The sequence below is a fragment of the Phycisphaeraceae bacterium genome (genome assembly GCA_020639155.1).
In the GTDB taxonomy this organism is placed as follows: Bacteria; Planctomycetota; Phycisphaerae; order Phycisphaerales; family UBA1924; genus JACKHF01.
Genome location: JACKHF010000001.1, coordinates 1,015,346 through 1,034,158 on the forward strand (window position 1 = coordinate 1,015,346; position 18,813 = coordinate 1,034,158).

16 protein-coding genes are annotated in these 18,813 nt (G+C 54.8%); 6 read left to right on the top strand and 10 right to left on the bottom strand.

From position 1 onward, the window contains the following. Positions 1 to 45 precede the first annotated feature (45 nt). Positions 46 to 876 carry a hypothetical protein gene (locus H6815_04385; GenBank protein ID MCB9859670.1) on the bottom strand — a complete coding sequence of 277 codons (831 nt, stop codon included), beginning with the start codon at positions 874 to 876 and terminating at the stop codon, positions 46 to 48. A 142-nt stretch (positions 877 to 1,018) separates the two neighbouring features. Here H6815_04385 and H6815_04390 point away from each other — a divergent pair, with 142 nt between their 5' ends. Together H6815_04390 and H6815_04395 are read left to right on the top strand one after the other, a co-directional pair. Then, complete coding sequence (locus tag H6815_04390; protein ID MCB9859671.1) at positions 1,019 to 2,113, top strand: hypothetical protein; 1,095 nt, start codon at positions 1,019 to 1,021, stop codon at positions 2,111 to 2,113. 141 nt (positions 2,114 to 2,254) lie between these two features. Beyond that, complete coding sequence (locus tag H6815_04395) at positions 2,255 to 2,884, top strand: GNAT family N-acetyltransferase (GenBank protein ID MCB9859672.1); 630 nt, start codon at positions 2,255 to 2,257, stop codon at positions 2,882 to 2,884. A gap of 75 nt (positions 2,885 to 2,959) precedes the next feature. On the opposite strand, the gene H6815_04400 is transcribed toward H6815_04395, so the two are convergent. Beyond that, positions 2,960 to 4,132 carry a pentapeptide repeat-containing protein gene (locus H6815_04400; GenBank protein ID MCB9859673.1) on the bottom strand — a complete coding sequence of 391 codons (1,173 nt, stop codon included), beginning with the start codon at positions 4,130 to 4,132 and terminating at the stop codon, positions 2,960 to 2,962. A gap of 231 nt (positions 4,133 to 4,363) precedes the next feature. On the opposite strand from H6815_04400, the gene H6815_04405 reads away from it, so the two are divergent. The 3 genes from H6815_04405 to H6815_04415 all read left to right on the top strand — a co-directional run bounded on the left by H6815_04405 (position 4,364) and on the right by H6815_04415 (position 6,986). After that, complete coding sequence (locus tag H6815_04405; GenBank protein MCB9859674.1) at positions 4,364 to 5,098, top strand: hypothetical protein; 735 nt, start codon at positions 4,364 to 4,366, stop codon at positions 5,096 to 5,098. 351 nt (positions 5,099 to 5,449) lie between these two features. Beyond that, the gene (locus H6815_04410; GenBank protein ID MCB9859675.1) at positions 5,450 to 6,307 is read left to right on the top strand and encodes a DUF4394 domain-containing protein; all 858 of its coding nucleotides are present in this window, start codon (positions 5,450 to 5,452) and stop codon (positions 6,305 to 6,307) included. Positions 6,308 to 6,347: 40 nt separating this feature from the next. After that, positions 6,348 to 6,986 carry a transcriptional regulator gene (locus H6815_04415; protein ID MCB9859676.1) on the top strand — a complete coding sequence of 213 codons (639 nt, stop codon included), beginning with the start codon at positions 6,348 to 6,350 and terminating at the stop codon, positions 6,984 to 6,986. 8 nt (positions 6,987 to 6,994) lie between these two features. Here H6815_04415 and H6815_04420 read toward each other — a convergent pair whose 3' ends face one another. The 5 genes from H6815_04420 to tadA all read right to left on the bottom strand — a co-directional run bounded on the left by H6815_04420 (position 6,995) and on the right by tadA (position 11,681). Next, positions 6,995 to 7,366, bottom strand: a complete 372-nt coding sequence (locus H6815_04420) for a hypothetical protein (protein ID MCB9859677.1) — start codon at positions 7,364 to 7,366, stop codon at positions 6,995 to 6,997. A 78-nt stretch (positions 7,367 to 7,444) separates the two neighbouring features. Continuing rightward, entirely contained in the window at positions 7,445 to 8,842 is a 1,398-nt protein-coding gene (locus H6815_04425; protein ID MCB9859678.1) for a serine/threonine-protein phosphatase, read from the bottom strand. Positions 8,843 to 8,874: 32 nt separating this feature from the next. After that, the gene (locus tag H6815_04430) at positions 8,875 to 9,363 is read right to left on the bottom strand and encodes a DUF3592 domain-containing protein (protein MCB9859679.1); all 489 of its coding nucleotides are present in this window, start codon (positions 9,361 to 9,363) and stop codon (positions 8,875 to 8,877) included. 105 nt (positions 9,364 to 9,468) lie between these two features. After that, on the bottom strand, positions 9,469 to 9,762 hold the full coding sequence (locus tag H6815_04435; GenBank protein MCB9859680.1) for a hypothetical protein: 294 nt from the start codon (positions 9,760 to 9,762) through the stop codon (positions 9,469 to 9,471). Between the two features lie 230 nt (positions 9,763 to 9,992). Continuing rightward, on the bottom strand, positions 9,993 to 11,681 hold the full coding sequence (gene tadA / locus H6815_04440; GenBank protein MCB9859681.1) for a Flp pilus assembly complex ATPase component TadA: 1,689 nt from the start codon (positions 11,679 to 11,681) through the stop codon (positions 9,993 to 9,995). 85 nt (positions 11,682 to 11,766) lie between these two features. Between tadA and H6815_04445 the strand changes: the two genes are divergently transcribed. Continuing rightward, positions 11,767 to 12,237: a DinB family protein gene (locus tag H6815_04445; protein MCB9859682.1), complete on the top strand. Its 471-nt coding sequence runs from the start codon at positions 11,767 to 11,769 to the stop codon at positions 12,235 to 12,237. Here H6815_04445 and H6815_04450 read toward each other — a convergent pair. From H6815_04450 to H6815_04460, 3 genes are all read right to left on the bottom strand, one after another. Then, positions 12,218 to 12,673: a hypothetical protein gene (locus H6815_04450; GenBank protein ID MCB9859683.1), complete on the bottom strand. Its 456-nt coding sequence runs from the start codon at positions 12,671 to 12,673 to the stop codon at positions 12,218 to 12,220. The two genes, H6815_04445 and H6815_04450, sit on opposite strands and share 20 nt — an antisense overlap. Before the next feature lie 122 nt (positions 12,674 to 12,795). After that, complete coding sequence (locus tag H6815_04455; GenBank protein ID MCB9859684.1) at positions 12,796 to 15,639, bottom strand: hypothetical protein; 2,844 nt, start codon at positions 15,637 to 15,639, stop codon at positions 12,796 to 12,798. A 373-nt stretch (positions 15,640 to 16,012) separates the two neighbouring features. Then, positions 16,013 to 18,805: a hypothetical protein gene (locus H6815_04460; protein MCB9859685.1), complete on the bottom strand. Its 2,793-nt coding sequence runs from the start codon at positions 18,803 to 18,805 to the stop codon at positions 16,013 to 16,015. Positions 18,806 to 18,813 lie beyond the last annotated feature (8 nt).

The window sequence follows — 18,813 nt, forward strand, 5'->3', positions numbered from 1 at the left end:
ATAACTGGCTTTCACCCCGGTAGTGCAATACCGGGGTACTTTGTTTCAGGCATCTGCGGACGGTCTTCGGGGCCTTGGAAAGAGAATGAGCTTTGCAGCAGAGGTCGGAACTGCGCCACATTCCGGGCAGCGATCGAGCCCACGCATATCGTACTTGCAGAGGACACAACGTCCCTTGCGTTTGCGTATCACGCGACGGAGTCTGAATGGGACAACGAGGACAATCGTCACAGCAGCGAACCAGATCAGCCAGTTGATTGCAAGCCGTCCAGTAGAAAACTGTGTCGGAATAACAATAATGTGTTCGCGAGATTGTCGTTTGCTTTTCGGCAAAAAGTTCAGATGGTCCTGGATGCAAATGCCTTGCTTCCAGCTCTGTGGAAAATACAGTACGCTTCTTTCCAACTGCCCGATCGAGATAAAGTTTGCTGGTTGTACCCGTGCAGCATACCGGATGGGCCAGCCAGATTCCTCGATGAGTAAGTAAAGAATGTCGTTGGTGAAATGGTGCTGCGCATGCTCTTCTGTCATCGGAACTTGAGCACGAGAGCGCCGAAAACCGATCGCGTAGTATGTCCAGTCCCTTGGCGCAAATACGCCGTAATCATCAAACGATATCGTGTACGGTGAGTCATAGAAGAACTCAGAGAAAGAAAAGCCCGAAGCCCATCCGGGCAACTTGAGCAACGGTTCGGGCGGGGGGAGTTCTACTGTTGCGATCGTTGATTGTTGACTGACATAGGGCGGCACAAACCGAGGCGGCGTATGCCCTTCTACATACGCTGCCAGAACTGGGCCGAGGATAACTGTTGCAGCGCACATCAGTGTGGCGACAAGCGCAATCACCGCAAGGAACAGTAATCTGTGCAGAGACATAAAAATATAGTAGGAAAGACACAGCTTGAGTACGATACGACGCTTGCGGGTGTAAGTATCTGAGTAAATTACGCACTACAAGTTCTACATTTACCACCATTGATCGTGATTGTTCCGGTATGATGGTGCCGAGGTATAACGCATGTGGAACTTCAATCCCTTTGGCGGTGGCGTGAATACCAACGGCGCATGGTGGGTGTGGGCTGTCACAATCACAGGCATGATGCTGCTGATGGTTGTGGGCGTATCACTCATACTGCGCTGTCTGTTCGCACCGATGTCGATCAAACGCGCGCCAACGTGTGGCGGCTGCGGTCACGAGCTAGTGGATCTCGGCGCGGGCGTGTGCCCCGAGTGCGGCGGAAACTTGCTGCGCTGTGGCGTGGTCACACCGAAAGGCGCAGTGCGCATGCGCGGCAGCGCATGGATGGTAATGATCGGGTGGACATTGGTTGTGCTTTCTATGGTTGCGCCGGGGAGTGCGTTCATTGGCACGCTTCAGAATCGATCGCAGATGAAAGCGTACCAGGCAATGTGGAATCAACAGGCAACTGGCGGAACCACATTCACATCGCATAGCTGCGTACTCAAACCGTCAACTGAATATGAAAGGACGCTCTCTGATTCGATTGGATGGAACAACAGAAAAAGCAAGAAGGAAAAAGCAGAAAACCCGCTTGCAAGTTTTCGAGGGAGATACGACTCATCAATCGAGATGGACGAGTGGGGTCTTGCTGCAAGTGGCGAAATAACAATATCTGTGTCACACGACCAAGAACTGAAAGGCCGGCTCGTCGTTGATGTGACCGAATGGAAAGCGACGCTCTTCGATGCTGACGAGAAAGAAATCGCAACCGATCTTGATATCGACACGGATACAACGACGCGTTTGCTGGAGCTGGCTCTGCTCGACACACAGCATGAGCGTGTGCAGCGAGCTGCAATAGATATCACGCATGTGCTTGAAGGCTCGCGAAAAGATCCAAACAACGTGTATGGCAGCCTGATGCTGTCGAGCTGGTCATCAAATACACCGATCTCCGAGTTTCCAGCACTCCAAGTTGACCAGAGCAGCACGTCATATGGCGGCGGCGTTCCCGCTGGTGGCATCGCTCCTGTAAAGCCGCCATCGTACCAGTGGGTGTGGCTGGGCTCGCTTGGGGGAACAGCGCTGGTCTATGTCATTGGTCTGGTTGTGCTGCTCGCATGGCGCGGACGTGTGGTGCGCGCAGCATAAACAGATGTTGCAATCACGCTGGCTTTGTGGAGTCTGTTACCTGATGCCGGTGACGAATCGAATCCGAACATGCCAGATTGAACTACAATAGTACAGTTGATTTGTGGTCTGGCTCTTCGCAAACTCTTGTGGAACTAGGTAATGAATGCAGAGAAACCTGTACCCTGGACGCGTCCGGATGTGCTTCCGAGCGGATGGACATCGGAGCGTCTTGTGTGCAGGTACTGCGATCCTGCTTTGGCACCCGCGATGTTTGAAGCTGTGCAGGCGAAACGCGATGCGCTGCTTCCATGGCTGGAGTGGGCCAAATCAGACAACACAACAGTTCAGCAGTGTGTGTACAACCTGGAACGGTTCCGGCGCAATGCAGTAGACCCGCTATGCACTGAGTACTTTCTTGTCATTTCTGATCGCGTCTCGGGCGAGTTCGTCGGCGGAACTGGATGGCATGCTATATGTGGTGACAGCGCGCAGGCAGAGTTCGGCTACTGGATCCGTGGCGACCGTCATGGCCAGGGGCTTTGCACCGAAGCAATGCGCGCGCACCTTACGTGGGGATTCCTGCCGCAGGACAAGGGTGGCTGGGGATTCCGAAGAATCGAGGCATGGTGTGCAGCGGACAACGCAGCTTCAGTACGCGTGTTGACCAAGCTCGGGATGCGTCTTGAGTCAACCAAACGAGCGCATCGGTGGATCGACGGCGCTGGATGGCGGAATTCACTGGGATTTGCGTTGCTCGCCGATGAATGGCAGACAAGAAGCGAAAAATAAACACTAAAGCAATACAGAACAAACTACCTGCTTTGCGCAATGCGAGCTTCTCCCGCACTTCTCTTCATCTTAAGTTTATCCAGCGAACACATACCACAACACGGTTATGGCGCGAAGAGTTATATAAACAAGTGTGTAACTAGCACCACCAACAAAGAACAAGAAGCAAATGTGTCTTGCTTTTCGGTTTGACCATGCAGCTGCTCTGTACTCCCACAAGGGCTGCCCCATCGTGCGAGTCCACCGAACCTCAGTGGCTTCTTTGACTTCTGATGGACAATACTTTGCGTAAATTGTTGCAGATACTGCAACGAGGAACGCAGCTATTAACTGTAATCCGAAGTGCCATGGAATCGGCAGCTTGGGTACATTAGAAAGCATTGAGCACCACAAAGTCGCGATCCCGCTATCCGGCTCACCCAGCCTGAGGGCGGAGTTGCTGGCAGCTGCGACCAAGTCGTTGTACTGACGTGCAAGCGTGATATAAGTAATTATAGCAACGACAGAGAGATATGAAGCACCAACAAGCCTCAGTCCAGTAATGATTCGCAGAGTTTCCCACGAAGCAAAGTCACCATCTTTGCAATATATTGCATTCTGAGCGTTTGCAAAATTAATATTTCCATTATCTGTGGCTCTGTCTTTTCCGAACAGCCCAACTGAATCGATGAAACTTGTGCCATGAATATTTGCAGAATCCAGATTTACATTTTGTAAAAAAGTGTGACTTAAATCAGCTCCTGTCAAATCTGCATTAAGTAATACTACAGATCTTAAATCAGCACTTGCAATGCTGCTGTTTCGTAGATCAGATCTTCCTAACTCTGATCCGGTTAATAATGCGCCATTTAATGAAATATGAGAAAAATGCGCGTTATTCCCTCCTAGACCTTCGAGGTGAATTACGATTTTTTCTTTCTTGGCCTTGGCAACAACTTTTTCATTCCACCACACAAATCGTTGTGGATCCTTTCCATGTGGATCTGTTTTTCTTGCCGACTCATCACACCGCTTCAGCATCGCAAGCATCCAGACATCGCCTTTGAACTTAGCGCTAGAAACCTTGTTCTTTATAAACTCGTTACCAAAAGCCTGAACTGCTGCTTCGTGATTGAACGCAACTGTGCTTTCTTTATTTGATCTTGCAGGGCTGTCTTTGGGGTAGCTGGGGAATATAGGCGGCCAAACAAATCCTTCATCATTTGGATGGTCTTCAGGCCTCTTTGGCGGTATTGGCGGCTTGCTCACATGCGCAGTATATGATGGATTGAGGATATGTTGAGTTTAACATACAAAGCGTAAGCAACTGTCGTTTACTCCGCACGCGGCACGGCGACGAGAATCGGGGAACCCTCGCTGGTCTATGTCATTGACTTGGTTGTGCTGCTGGCACGGCGCGGGCGTGTCGTGCGCTCGGTATGAATACAATGCCATGCTGGCGACAGTTTGTGTGGATCGTCAGGCCGGATGGGAGCACTCATGCACCTCACACTCTGCGACACAACCACATGGACCGTCGGCATCACCGGCGCACTGTTCCTTGTGCTTGCTGGTGCTGCGCTCATTGTGCGATGCCTCTTTGCACCGGTATCGATCAAGCGGGCCCCGACGTGCGGTGGGTGCGGATATGAGCTTTCGGATGTCAGCGCTGGGGTGTGCCCCGAGTGCGGCGGGAGTTTCCTGCGTTGCGGTGTGGTGACACCCCGCGGTGTTGTGCGCATGCGCGGCAGTGCATGGATGATCGTTGTCGGGTGGACACTGATTGTGTGTGCGATCGCGGGGCCGGGCATCGGGTACATCCGAATGCTTGATCTTCAGGCAAAGGCTGCAGCTGCGCCGGTTACACCAATCCCTGCTACCGCGAATCCATATGCGTCTTTACTTCCACTCCTCGATCCACGCTCTCCCTCGTTGTATCTTCCAAGTACGCCAGACCCAGCCGATCCCAATGTCGCGGAACTCGACAACATGCCGTTGTATCGCGGTGATACAACAAACAATACCGACTCGCTCTTACAGCTTCTATACCAAAGAGAGTTTCGACTTCAACCGAACCTGAGCACAGTGCCGCCTGCAGCACCAGCTGCGCCTGTAACGCCGTTGTTGTCGTACCAGCGTGAGCTGATCGGCTCGATCGCGGGCAGTCTCGGCCTATACATCATCGGGCTGTGTATGTTGCTCTACTGGCGCGGACGTGTCGTGGGTGCTGCCTGATATCGCGCTGACTCCGGCATTCGAGAGTCCATAGAAAACGCAATGCAGCGCGGCGGTACGTACAAATATCTAACTTGCTGCCCTTTGTTTCAGCTTCTATAAAGTAGAAAAAAGAGTTTGATATCTTGTTTACATTGGATAAAACCCGCTTTCTATTGGGCTTTTTTGCCCGGATTTGTGGCCGGGATTCCGGTTCTGATGCATACTGAAAGCCGGAGAGCGGAGCGCTGCCACATCCCAGCGATGGTTGCACGCGCGCTGTAAGGCTAAGCCCTTTAAGAGACTGACGTTGCCAGATGCCATGAGAGGCATGTGCTGTTGTTTCATGCACGCCAGAGGGGAAGGAAAGAGATGAAGAAGCAGGGCATGGTCTTTGGAGTACTCCTAATCGCAGCGGGGAACGCTAGCGCTCAGGAGTTGATGTACGGTGTGACGAACACGCAGACACTGGTCACGTGGAACTCGTCGGCACCAACCGCGATTCTCTCCGGGCTTGCGATCTCCGGGTTGCAGTCGAACGAGACAGTTCGTGGAATCGACTTCCGTCCGTCAACGGGCGAACTGTTTGCGCTGGGGTCATTCAACAATCTGTACACGTTGAATACATCGACCGGCGCTGCGTCGCTGGTGGGTGCGGGCGGTTTCTCACCGGGCTTGAATGGCTCGGCGTTCGGGTTTGATTTCAACCCGACCATCGATCGCCTCCGTGTTGTGTCGGACGTGAACCAGAACCTGGTGCTGAATCCGAACGACGGCACAAGCACTATGGCAACGTCGTTGTTCTACGGCGCTGGTGATCCGAACTTCGGCGTTGATCCAAACGTGGTTGATTCTGCATACACCAACTCGTTTGGTGGAGCGACCTCGACCCAGTTGTACGGGATCGATACCGGACTTGACACTCTTGTCACACAAGCAAACAGCGCAGGTACGCTGGGCACGGTTGGACCACTTGGAGTCAATATCACGACCACCGGTGGGTTTGATATCTCCGGCGCATCGGGCATTGCATACCTTGTTGGTCTCGGTGCAACGTCCGCTGCATCGCATCTGATGACAATCGATCTGACAACCGGCGCTGCAACAGATCTTGGCGAGATCGGCGGCGGCATGGTGATCACGTCGATGGCGGTCATTCCTGCACCGGGCTCGATCGCGCTGATCGGTGTGGGCACGCTCGTGCTCGCACGGCGCAACCGAACCCGCTGATACGCACACGGATACATGTGCGCACCTACGATGTGTGTGCATGGCCCGTCGAACATTGAAACAACGCCACACGCCGATGCGCGACACTCCTGATCGCGTCTCGGCGTTGTCTTCTTCTTCGAGAGACATGATCGATGTCACACAGGCACAGGACCAGTTTGTACAGGCATGGGGCCGCATGGGCAGCGCGTGGGGCATTTCACGAACGATGGGCGAGGTGCACGCGCTTTTGTACATTACCGCGCAGGCGATGTGTACAGACGATGTGATGGATCGATTGCAGATCTCGCGCGGGAACGCGTCAATGACGTTACGAGCATTGCTTGACTGGGGTGTGATCTCGCGCATCGACAAGCCGGGCGATCGACGCGAGTACTACATCGCCGAATCCGACGTGTGGACGATGTTCCATGCGATCATCCATCAGCGCGTGCAGCGCGAGGTGGAGCCGGTGCTCGCGATGCTGTACGAGATTCGCGACATGACAGGCACGAAGCAGAGGTCGAGCACGAGCAATGATGCGACAATCGCGACGCACAACGAACGGCTCGACGAGATGCTTCGATTCTTCGAGACGCTGGAGAAGCTGCGCTCAGGAATCACCGGACCGAGAGGACGCGGGTTACGGTTTGCAGTGACAGCGCTGGCGAAGGTGCTGGGGCGGAAGGGCAGAGATTAGATGGAGTGTCATAGGGCAAGAAGGATCTCGCGAATGAGTACCACCAGCCCAGTGACGAAGCAGACGAACACAAAGCAACACCCTGTCATGCCGACGAGCGAACCGAGTTTCTGCAGCACGGGACGTGGTTGTCTTATGTTCTCTTGCGGATAGCTCTTCATTATGCTGAGCGTGCGTGCCCTGTCATTGAGGATTGGGCCGTGCCCGTGCGACCATAGACTGAAAGCCTCGCAATCCGCGCGGATAACCTGCTGCGCTGCACGGAGTACAGTTGCAACTGCGTGGACTCGATCGGCTGTTTCTTCATGTGCTGCTGGTTCCCCAGTTTGCGGAGGCGCGAACGGATCGTCAGCGCACGCAACACCGAGCGACTGGATCAATGTCTCACACTGCTCACCGATGTGTTTCAGGAGTTCCTGTTCGTTTATTCTACATTCCTTTGAAAGAATGGATGCTGTCTATTCGCCTGTATGAGCCCGCGCAATCTGCACCAGCGAGAAATCATCGAGCAGATGGCCATCCTCCGCGAGCGTCTGGATGCGCTGCATGACGCGCTGCGGCAACGGAATGTGTGACTGCGACCGTGCAGTGCGCTGCTCGTCGTAGTGCTTTGTGGACGTTTCAAGCCTGCACTCGTCCGTAATGACATGCACAAGACCGTCGATTGAGAGCATCTGGTAGTTTGCGAGGCGAACCTCGTACGCGCCGTCAGAGAACAGGATCAGTCTGCCACCAGGCACGATGGTGCAGACGCGCTCGGTGAATCGTGCCCGTCTGTCGATACCAATGAGTGTGCCTGTGGAATCGAGTTGGAGCGGCGATGTTTCTTTTTCAGCGTACAGCAGCGCTGGCGGATGCCCTGCGCTCGCGTACCGCACCTCACCTGTCTGCGTGTTGATGACTGCGTACACGATCGAGAAGAACTTTCCGCCGGATCGTGCTGGAAATGCGCGATTGAGCGACGTGAGCACAGACACAGGGTCGCGCATGTCGCAGTTGGGGAGTAGATTCCGCTCGATCGCGTTGTGTGCAGAGACAGACAACAGCGACGCACCAACACCATGTCCCTGCACATCAAGCAAATACACCGCGAGATGCTCGTCGTCAACAAAATGATACCCGAGCAGGTCGCCGCCAAGCTGCGACGATGCCTGGAACGCATAGTCAATAAGCAATCCCCGGTGTGCATCGTGCAGGGGGGATGGCAGGATGGACTTCACGTAATCCGCTGCTTCATTGATCTCGGTGCGCAGCGCGTCCTGTGCTTCTTCCAGCTCTTTCATTGTTTGCGCGAGTATCCGACGCCCCTGCTGCTCTCGATAGGTCATGTATCCGAGCATCATCGCGAACAACTGAAATCCGAAGAAGATACCACCCGAAATCACACCAAGATCGCGGAGGTCATACAGGAACATCGCGACAACCATCGCCATCGTCTGGACAATAGACCACACCACTGCCTGCCGCATCGTCAGCACGCCGTGCAACGATCCCGCAACAATCACAAAGAGGGCTGCGTTCATAGCGATCGACATGCCCGAATCAACGTGGGATGTGCGCATGCACGCGATCAGCACGACCAGAGCGCAAACAGATTCGAGTGCGAGGTAGACGATCGCGCTTACAGTGGGCACCCGCACTCGTGTTCGAGCCTGGTACGTGCTTACCAAGGTGCCAAAGCCGAGCCACGCAACCAGCCACACGACAAACCAGACCCAGTTGATGCGATCTCGATGCGCAATCAACGTCCACACCACGGGTGCGCATGTTGCAACCCACGTGACGTACGCAGCAAGCGTCAGCACCCGCGCCGGGGTATTTCCTTCGTCGGATGGCTTTGGTTCGTTTGTTGCCACGTGCAAGGGTAGTTCAGCAAGATGCACACCGTTCAGGCCGCAATATCGAACGCATTTTCAGTTGCGTTGCAGTGCTCAACGCTGCGTTTGTTCTGGCGGCGCTGATAGATTTCCTCAGAGATCACCCCAACCGCAAGAAACAGGCCGATGGCGGTGCAAAAGAACTCCGCCTGCGCGATGCCCGTCTCAAGCACTGTGTAGGTCGGATCGTTCCGATCCATGTAGACAGTCACTGTGTCGCCCTCGTTGTATCGCTTGACCATGCCGGGCCATCCGCCAGCCTCGTTTGTCAGCGGGTTCCATCGCTTGCTTGTGCGCGTCACTCCATCGTGCTCATACATGTACAGGTACTCGAGCCTGTTGCGTTTTTTGTCCGAAAGGCCGTATTGCATGACACCATAGATCACGCCTTCTGTCTCGACCCATTCGTGCGAGCGCTGCGCGATATAGCTCGTACCAAACCCGAGAGCGGGACAGAGTCCTGCGATGGCGAGAAGCGTGTTCCGTGTGGCGGCGTTCATCGCATGGTGCATCGGCGATCTGCGATGCGCGTGTGTGCCAAAGTCGACAGCGACCGTATCACACACAACAGCTGTGCAACGTGTGACGCGCAAGCGATGCGCGATCTATGGGTTTTCTTGCTGTTGTTGGATGGACTTTGGTGCTGTGGTTGACCACACTATGCTCTCTGGATCAAACCACTCCCTCGAGGTGGCATGATTATTATCGAATGGAGCGCGCACGTTTGCAATCAGGTCGGCATCGGAATCAATGATCGTTAGTACGGGGCTGAACATCGCTGGGTGGATCTTGTCTGTTGACCCCGGGACATACTCGGTACGCACGATCGACCACGTTTCTTTACATCTGATGGAAAGCGATGTGTTGTGCTTTGGATCAAAGACGCAGATCTGTGTCAACTCCCCTTTCACTTCATCCAAAAAAAACAACATATTCGCCCGCCGGAACTTTCCAGTACGAGAAGTTTGCAGTCTTCCAGAAGTTACTTCCGTCAGATCCCGTGATGCGTTCAAATGGAAGAGATGGCTTGAGGTAGAGGCAGACGCCAGTGGCGATGCCAGCGCCAGCACACAGAGCGAGCATATGTGTTATCACGTTTCGCTGCATGGCTGCATGCCCTCCGTATGTATTATGCCTTGAGTGCGCGCATGACCTCCGCGATTGTGGTTTTGCCGGCACGCGCTTTCTCCATGCCATCCTCGATCAGCAGTGCGAGATCGCCTGCAGCGTGCGCCTTTGCCACAATCTGCGGTGTCGATGTGCGATGCATGACCATGTCACGGATATCGTCGGACATCCGCATCAACTCATACACACCAATACGTCCTCGATATCCGGTGTTGTTACAATCGCGACATCCCGGACCCTCGCGGAACTTTTCGTGCTTTTTCACCTTGATGTTCGCGGGCACCTCGAATCGCTCGACCTCGTGCCATTCGCCGCAGGATTCGCACACTCGGCGGACCAGACGCTGGGCGAGCACGCCCTCAACCGATGACGTCACAAGGAACGGCTCGACACCCATATCGAGGAGTCGTGTCATCGCGCCAGCCGCATCGTTGGTGTGCAACGTCGAGAACACCATGTGGCCGGTGAGCGACGCCTGCACCGCGGTCACTGCGGTCTCAAGATCGCGAATTTCGCCGATCATCACAACATCCGGATCGTGACGCAGAATGGAACGAAGACCGGCTGCAAAGTCCAGACCAACCTTCGTATTTACCTGGATCTGGTTCACGCCGTTGACGTGGTACTCGACCGGATCCTCGACTGTGATCACCTTGACCTCGTTGGACACGATCTGGTTCAGGGATGCGTACAGCGTTGTCGACTTACCAGAGCCGGTTGGTCCAGTGACGAGGACAATGCCGTGCGGCTTTGTGATCAACTCGTTCCATCGTTCGAGCATGGTTTCCGGCATGCCGAGATCTGTCAGTCGCATCAGCACCGCTGTCTTGTTGAGGATACGCAGCACCACGCCCTCGCCGTAGAGCATGGGAATCACGGACATACGCAGGTCAAACTCCTGCAAGCCGTGCGCTGCGGTTCGACGTCGGAACGTGATGCGTCCATCCTGCGGCTTGCGCTTCTCCGCGATGTTCAGGTTCGCCATGATCTTCAGTCGCGAGATAATGGCTGATCTGAACTGCGAGATCGTGGCTGGCACGTTTGCAAGCTGCAACACGCCATCAACGCGATAACGCACGGTGAGCTCGTGCTCGTAGGGTTCGATGTGTACGTCTGTTGCGCGCGCGTCGAACGCGCCGCCGAGAATGTCGTTGACAAGACGAACAACCGATGCTTCCTGCGCCTGCTCTAGTTCGTCGGTATCGGCTTCTGTAGAAGTAGTAATGTCAAGCCCGCGTTCCGCGGCGAGGGCGTCGAGTGTGTCCGAACCAACGCCGTAGTTTTCACGGATAAACAGTTGCAGGTCGTCATCGGGCGCAAGCACAAGCTCGATCGCATGCCCGGTGATCAGTCGCAACTCATCGAGTTGGGACATCTCGAACGGATCGCTGGTTGCGATAGTGATGATGCCCGACTCACTCATCGCGATGGGAGCGCAGTGTCGCTGATGAACAATCTTGGCTGGGATTTTTCGAATCAGATCAGGGTCTGCGGTCACCGTGGACAGATCGACAACGGGCATATGGAACTGCTCGGCAACGGCGTTGATGATCTCGGCCTTGCCGATGATGCCATCACGGATAAGGATGTGGTCGAGACGCTCGCCGGTACTGACCTGGCTCAGCCGGGCCGCGTCGAGTTGGTCGAGCGAGACAAGTCCTTTTTCAACAAGCAGCGTGCCTAATCCCATGCAACTATTGTAGTCGAAACACGCCAAGTCCGTGGAAGCAGCGACTCAGAACCAGGCACAACAGCCCAGCAAGCAGGAGCAGAACATGATCCAGCTCGACCACATCGCGGACCATCTGGATCGATCGTTTATCGGCGGCGCCTGGCATGGACCCGGCGTGATGGAACTGCTTCGGAGCATTGACGCGGAAACCGCTGGAAAGAGACCTGCGAACGATGCGCACAACATTGCAGAACTCGTTCTCCATCTCCATATCACAAATACTCTCGTGATTGATCGTGCGGAGGGCAAGGCAGGACAGGTCGATGAAGACATATTCTTCCAAGCATGTTATGCGCTGTCCCCGGAAGACTGGCACACCATGGTGAACAATCTGCAACAGAGTCACGCGAAACTGGTTGGTCTCGTTCGGTCATTTGATAGGTCGCGACTGCACGAGCCGCTCTATGAGAACGACACTTCTGCATTTGAGCATTTTCTTGGGTCGATCCAGCACAACACCTATCACGCTGGACAGATCGCGCTGCTGAAACGACTTACTGCTGAGACATCCTGAACGCTCGTGTATGGAGCACTGAGATAACCATGCACCATCCGAGCATGACAAACGCAACGACCATTGCGAGCCCAACGAGGCGTTCTATTTGCATGTTCTCATTGTCATAGATCGGAAGATCGTTCACCCGGGCATGCACACGCAGGAAGTATGATCGCCATCCAAGGGCGGCACAATATCCCCACGCGGCTGAGATTGGCCCGGTACTGTGGCTGTGCCGCAGCAGCCACACACCGCCGAACCCAAGCAGCACAAAGGCAATGACATCGACAATATATCCGGGGCTGGTAAGTGCCCCCCTTGACACCCATGTCTCGGCAGGTGCGTAAACACACACAAGACCCAACGTCACAATCGCTAGCAGTGTTTCCTTGGGAGAAGCCCTCGAGTGCGAACCAGTTGCCTCCGATTCTGTCTGCTGTATGCTACGGGTCATGCCACATTATTCGCTGGCAAGACTGTGGCAATCTCTCGCAACGAAAACGCCCCGTCCACATAGTGTGAACGGGGCGTCTTTGTATTGACATGTCGCACGTTTGTGCGAGCAGAATCAAGAGATTACGGGCAGCCAGCGGCGTACTTGTTGCCGAAGCAGATGTAATCGAAGATATTCAGCGAGCCGCTGCCGTCGCAGTCGGCGTATGCCTGACCTGCGGCGTATGCGTTGCCGAAGCAGATGTAGTCGAAGATGTTGAGCGTGCCATTCTGGTCGCAGTCAGCATAGCAGTTTGCTGGTGCTGCTTCTGTCCAGATCTCGGTCATGACGAAGTTGCCAGCCGCGCTTGCTACGTCAACTTCCGCGCTGCGGAACGGACATGAGGATCTGAAGAAGATTGCGCCCGAGTTGGTGTTGCTGGTCGAGTCGGCAATACCAACAACATTGTCTGCGGCGTCGCGGAGTGTGACGCGCAGGTTGCCGTTAAAGTCGCCGATCTCAGCGCCGAACTGGGTCACGTTGCGGTTGAAGGTGATGTCATATGTCACTGCATCAAACGCTGCTGTGCCGTTGTTCGAGATGATGTTGCGCACGCCGCTGACACGGGCAAGCGCACGACCGAAGGATGTATTGGTGTCATACACACCAGCAGCGGCTGTCGACTTGGTCGGCATGGAGATGCTGGAGATGATCGCGTCATTGGGTGCGCCAGCATTGTTGAGAGCTGCGATGGTGACCGAGCCGAGTGGCAGGGAGTCCATGTCGATCTCGGATGCTGCAACCGTCATGCTGCCAATCTCGCTCACGGTGCAGTTGTTCGGCACCACGAGTTCTGTGATAACAAAGTTACCGCCAGCGAGTGTTGTATCAACAAGGATACGATTGAACGGACATGTCGTGCGGAAGAGCGTCGGGGATGAGCCCGCGCCTGGGCCTTCAATTGTGGCAACGGGTGTGTTGCCATCAACGAAGATCACACGAACACTCCCTGTGAAGTCGCCGATGCGCACACCAAACTCTGTTGCCTGGCCATTGAGTCTGATATCGAACGTTGTTGCATCGAACGCAGCGGTGCCGTTGTTGCTGATGATGTTCATCGTGCCGTTCACACGTGCAAGACCACGACCGAACGATATGTTGGTATCATAAATACCAGCAGCAACGCCGGGCTTGTCCGGCGCACTGACCGAAGAGATTCTGCCATTGAATGGTGTGCCAGCACCGTTGAGTTCGGCAGCGTTGGTCGAGCCGAGCCCAATGTTGTCCATATCGATGAGGGTCATACCCGTGGTTGTTGAGTTGACGACCTCTGCGCACGTGGCTGTACCGGTCTGCTGGAAGCAGATCGTGCCGTTCCACACGCGGTCCTGGATCGTGGTGCCGAACGGTGTGTTCGACGCGGAGCCGAGGTTCAGTGTCAGGCCCGTGGACGAGTAGGACTGGTTTGTGCCGTTACCGTCTGTGTACTCGTGCTCTGCACCATTCAGCACGATCGCCATGCCGTAGGTTGTGTTCGCATGAAGCACAAACGTATCGAACAGTGTTGCGGGTGTTGCTGTGTTCTCATCGTTTACAACACCACCACCGGACGCGATCTGCGTCCATGCTGCAGCGTTGCTTTCCTTGCCAGCGAATCCACCCGGGGTGATGAACACATTGAATGTGTACTGTGAGGTTGTCGTCGACAGATTCATCATCATCGAGTTGACGCGGATGTCTTCATCGCCAACAACCGCATCAAAGTAGACAGCACCGTTCTGTGCGCCGCCGTTGTTTGAGTTGTACAGCGTTGCGCGGCAGGACTGAGACTGATACGCGATCGGTGTGCCAGCTGGGCTTGAGAGCCAGCCCTGCAATGTTGAGAACGCGATGTCTGTGCCGTTGTTGTAGCTGGAGCTTGAGGTGTCGCAACCAGCGTTGGTGTGGATGCCGACGCCGTATTCCAGCGAGAGCGGCGAGCCGAGGAACATCGTCACAGGCGAGCCTGAGTTACCACCGGTTGTATCAACGCGGTAGCGAAGCTGTGTGCCCGACTTTGCGGTGTATGGACCGGTGTGTGTCTTGCCGAACTGGCTCCATGTGTTGCCAGCCGAGCCGCCAGTACCGTAGCCGGTAACGCGCATCGTCTGGTTTGACGCTGCGGGTGCGTTGGCGATCAGATAGGAACGACCGTTCATTGCGATACGCGGCGCAAGACCTGTGTTTGAGTTTGCGCTGGTGAAGAAGCGGGCTGCGTCATCACCGGTCTGCGTGAACTGCACCGAGGTTGACTGCACAGGGAACTGGAACTCGGGTGGTGGGCTGACTGTTGAGCCACCGGATGTTGACAGCGGCACGTTGAACTGAACAACTGCACCGGAGGTCGGCGGGAAACAGTGGCCAGCTGTCAGGAACTCGTTTGCGTTGCCGTTGGCAGAGATCAGCCATGCTGTGCAACCGATCGGCATCAGACGTGCGCAACGACCATCGTTCAATGGGGTGCGGTCGTCTGTTGTGCCGCAGATTGTCTCAACTGTCGGATCGACAAAGTCGCCCGCTGTGACCTCAGACATGCGGATGCTGCTGGCTGCAGTACCCGGAACAACGAACACCTCGACGATGACCGTGTCACCGTTCATATACGCGCTGGTGTTTTCCCAGTCGCGAATGGTGTTCGCGTTGAGGATGTGGCGATACCCGTCCTTCATGGACGTGATGATCATGTATGCGCCATCTCCAAAGACAGCCTCGTCAAACTTCAGGCGAAGCCACGAAGCGGTCGGCACAGAAATCTCCTGTGTCCATGCAAGCTGGGCTGTGTCGCCGTCTGTGATGTTCCCCGGCAGGAAAATGGGCCCCGAGTTGACGTGGAATGCCACGTCATGGCTTGCGATCGGTGCGGTCTGACCAATCGCCGTGGGGGCACACGCCAAGCCCGCAACGAGCGCGATCATCGCGCCCGTCGTGCGGATACGATTCGATAACATATCGATTCTCCTTTTTACCTTCTCTTCATCCACGTGCGGCGTCAATGCCGCACGCACGTTGTACCTGCGAGATCCATGCGAAATCCAGCTCTGGTGTCTGAAAAAATCACTGGTATCAGGGATAGCGCAAGCGTGCAGACTTTAGCCATCGACCAATATCGATGGCTATACAGACCGCGTAAAAACGAGAGGGTTTTCCCTTTCGTCGCCCTCAGAAATCTGAAACCGCGTGTTCGGCAGGCATGTAAATGATCACTAACCCGTCAGATCATGGGGGTTGTTTGCCCGGAGAAGCGCAACCGGGCGTATTCCTACCGACACCGCATTGCCGCAAAACCCGTACAGACGACAAATCTACATGCCAGTCTACAAGCTACGGACAGCCTGCCGCGTATGCGTTGCCGAAGCAGATGTAGTCAAACACATTGAGCATCCCATTGCCATCGCAATCGGCAGTTGGATCGCCCGATGCGTATGCATTGCCGAAGCAGATGTAATCAAAGATGTTGAGCATCCCACTGTGATCACAGTCCGCGATGCAGAATGTTTCGCACTCGTCGGGCACGCCATTGGAGTTTACATCCGCGCTGTACCCTTGTGCAATGTCACACTCATCCAGGCGCTGATTATCGTTGCAGTCGACACCAGCAAGATCGGGATAGAACTCGATGCCGGTCGGGTTATAGATGAGCGCGTCATGACCTGCCACATACCCTCTTTGGGGATAACCACTCTCACCATCAAAGTGAATCACATGAGGTAGCAGTTGATGGTTGTCTAATAAGAGCGTGGACGGTGCATACACATCGCCATCTGATCGCAATGCCAAATACCTGGGCCGACGGAACCTGCCACCAAAGTTTCCTCTGTTAAAGACCCGCACGTATTCGCCGGTCTGCACATCAAACTCCAGGACCGACCCCTCGGTCAGCGGCAGGATATTGTTCACGACCAGAAGGCGCTGATCATCAATCACCAGCATATCCGCCGGATTACCCAGATTTCCATGGTTCGGTGGTTCGACCAAAACACGACGGAACTGCCCTGTAGTCGCATCGAACTCCAGCACTCTGTCTGGCACACTCGTGACCAGCAGCGCGTTGTTTGGAGCAATCGTAACACCGTAGGGTTGATTCAGACCATTCGATCCCTGCACAACAAGCTCGCCCAGAAATGCGCCCGAGTGGACGTTGTAGTGCATCACAGCGTTGTTGTCGCGGCTGGCAACGATCAGACGGTCATCCGTCACAATCATGCCACATGGATACGCAAGCCCGCCAAGCCCGGATGGCACAAGATCACCCACAACATTCGCTTCTGCATCGAACTCAACGATGCGATTATCTCCGGCGCTTGCAACCAGAATGCGACCATCATCGGTAATCACTAGATCCTCAGGGCTTGCCAGCACGTTGTCATCAGACATGCGCATGAGCACGCCGGTGGCAGCAAAGTACTCCTGCACCCGTCCATCGCCGGGATTGACTGCCCAGAAGTTGCGTGAGTGCTGCAGGTCGATGATGTCTGGAACACCATTCAGATTGCAATCCTCGCACGCGTCGAGCACCGCATTTCGATTGAGATCGAGTGACATGTCCTGCTGGATCTCGGTATAGTCACTAGTCGAGTTTGCGTTGCAGTCAACCTCGCACTCATCCGGAATGCCATTGCCGTACTCATCAAGGCTTGTACCCATCGCGATATCAAAGTCGTCGGGAAGCCCATTGCCGTTGCAATCGGGTTCGCATTCGTCTGGAATCATGTTCATGTTGACATCCATGCTTGTGCCGAGCGCGATATCAAACTCGTCGATGGTGCCATTGCCGTTGCAGTCCTCGCACTCATCCGGGATGTCGTTGAGATTCGCGTCGAGGCTGGTGCCAGCCTTGATATCGAGCAGATCGTCGAGACCGTTGCCGTTGCAGTCGCTGGAAAACTGAAACGCTGGAATCGCATCTCTCATTTTCTGGCGCGGCACAACATGAAACCATAAATCCCCGTTTGCAAGCGTGCCAGAGTATGCCTGGGTGCAATAGCTCATAATTGTTCCCCTGCGTGCGACCATCGTCGGGGAGTTACAACGATCCAGATTGTAATCGTGCGTGTGAAGCGTGCCCATGTTGTGGCCGATCTCGTGCGCGCAGGTAAAAGGATCCTGTGCATAAATGTTTGGTGTATTGTTCTTTCCCAGAAAGCTCCCCAGCACGCCATACACATACGAGTATCGACCGGACACAGATGCGGCTCCCCCACCGCCATCGGGGACGCCAGAGAGCATCTGCACCCGGTCATAGAGAAACGGGTTTGGGAAGTTGAGTGGAAATGAATAACCGCCGCCGTACGGATCCGGATCAATCCAGATTCGGATATACACCAGATCAAGGTAGAGCTGCATATCACGCAGAAAGTAGTCACCCACTTCGCTGTACAGCGCGACAATATACGCGGTACACAGTTGCACATCGCCCTCGAAAATCTCCAACAACTCGTTGTCGGCATCGACCGCTTGTGTAAAACGCAAGGCACCATGGATTATCTGCTGCGGTCGGGGATCACGTGCATCCGTCTGATTCGATCCAATAGTTATCTCACGAACAGTCTCATGCTCTGCAGCAAGCGGCACAACCTGGCAATCAAACTCGCCAGCAGGATTCGCGGGCTCGCGGTTGAAGAGCTGGTGTGCCCACGATGAGCCGCTTCCTATGACAACATGCTCGCGAATCAACTCGTGTCCCGGGCCTCGGTCGACGGTGAGCATGGCTTCATTTTCTATCGCCAGCAGCGATGCCCACGAGCCGGGGTACGTCTCTATCGGGCCACTGAAGCGAACGATACGGTTTGTGTCGAAGTCCATCGGCATGTCGCCGTGGTCTGTTCCCATGACAATCTGCGCGTTCGAAGAAAGGACATTTCTCCGGAACAGCGTCAGTTGCAGATCGTGATCAAGCACACCAGTTTCTGCAAGAGAGAAACGCACTGCGGACGCGTCGCGCGCTTGGTTCCAAGCAATCTCATTGATAGTCCATTGATCCGATGGATTGGTTGCAATCGATATTTCTACCGGACGAAGATCTTTCTGTGCAAGTGCAGGAACCGTGGCAATGAGCAGAGACCCTGCTACAGCGCAACCTATTCCATTGGCCGTATTTCGATGGAAGCTACCCATTCACATCT

Coding starts and splice junctions, on each gene's coding strand:
- H6815_04385 (MCB9859670.1), bottom strand. CDS start 876: ATGTCTCTGCACAGATTACTGTTCCTTGCGGTGATTGCGCTTGTCGCC.
- H6815_04390 (MCB9859671.1), top strand. CDS start 1,019: ATGTGGAACTTCAATCCCTTTGGCGGTGGCGTGAATACCAACGGCGCA.
- H6815_04395 (MCB9859672.1), top strand. CDS start 2,255: ATGAATGCAGAGAAACCTGTACCCTGGACGCGTCCGGATGTGCTTCCG.
- H6815_04405 (MCB9859674.1), top strand. CDS start 4,364: ATGCACCTCACACTCTGCGACACAACCACATGGACCGTCGGCATCACC.
- H6815_04410 (MCB9859675.1), top strand. CDS start 5,450: ATGAAGAAGCAGGGCATGGTCTTTGGAGTACTCCTAATCGCAGCGGGG.
- H6815_04415 (MCB9859676.1), top strand. CDS start 6,348: ATGGCCCGTCGAACATTGAAACAACGCCACACGCCGATGCGCGACACT.
- H6815_04430 (MCB9859679.1), bottom strand. CDS start 9,363: ATGAACGCCGCCACACGGAACACGCTTCTCGCCATCGCAGGACTCTGT.
- tadA (MCB9859681.1), bottom strand. CDS start 11,681: ATGGGATTAGGCACGCTGCTTGTTGAAAAAGGACTTGTCTCGCTCGAC.
- H6815_04445 (MCB9859682.1), top strand. CDS start 11,767: ATGATCCAGCTCGACCACATCGCGGACCATCTGGATCGATCGTTTATC.
- H6815_04450 (MCB9859683.1), bottom strand. CDS start 12,673: ATGACCCGTAGCATACAGCAGACAGAATCGGAGGCAACTGGTTCGCAC.
- H6815_04455 (MCB9859684.1), bottom strand. CDS start 15,639: ATGTTATCGAATCGTATCCGCACGACGGGCGCGATGATCGCGCTCGTT.
- H6815_04460 (MCB9859685.1), bottom strand. CDS start 18,805: ATGGGTAGCTTCCATCGAAATACGGCCAATGGAATAGGTTGCGCTGTA.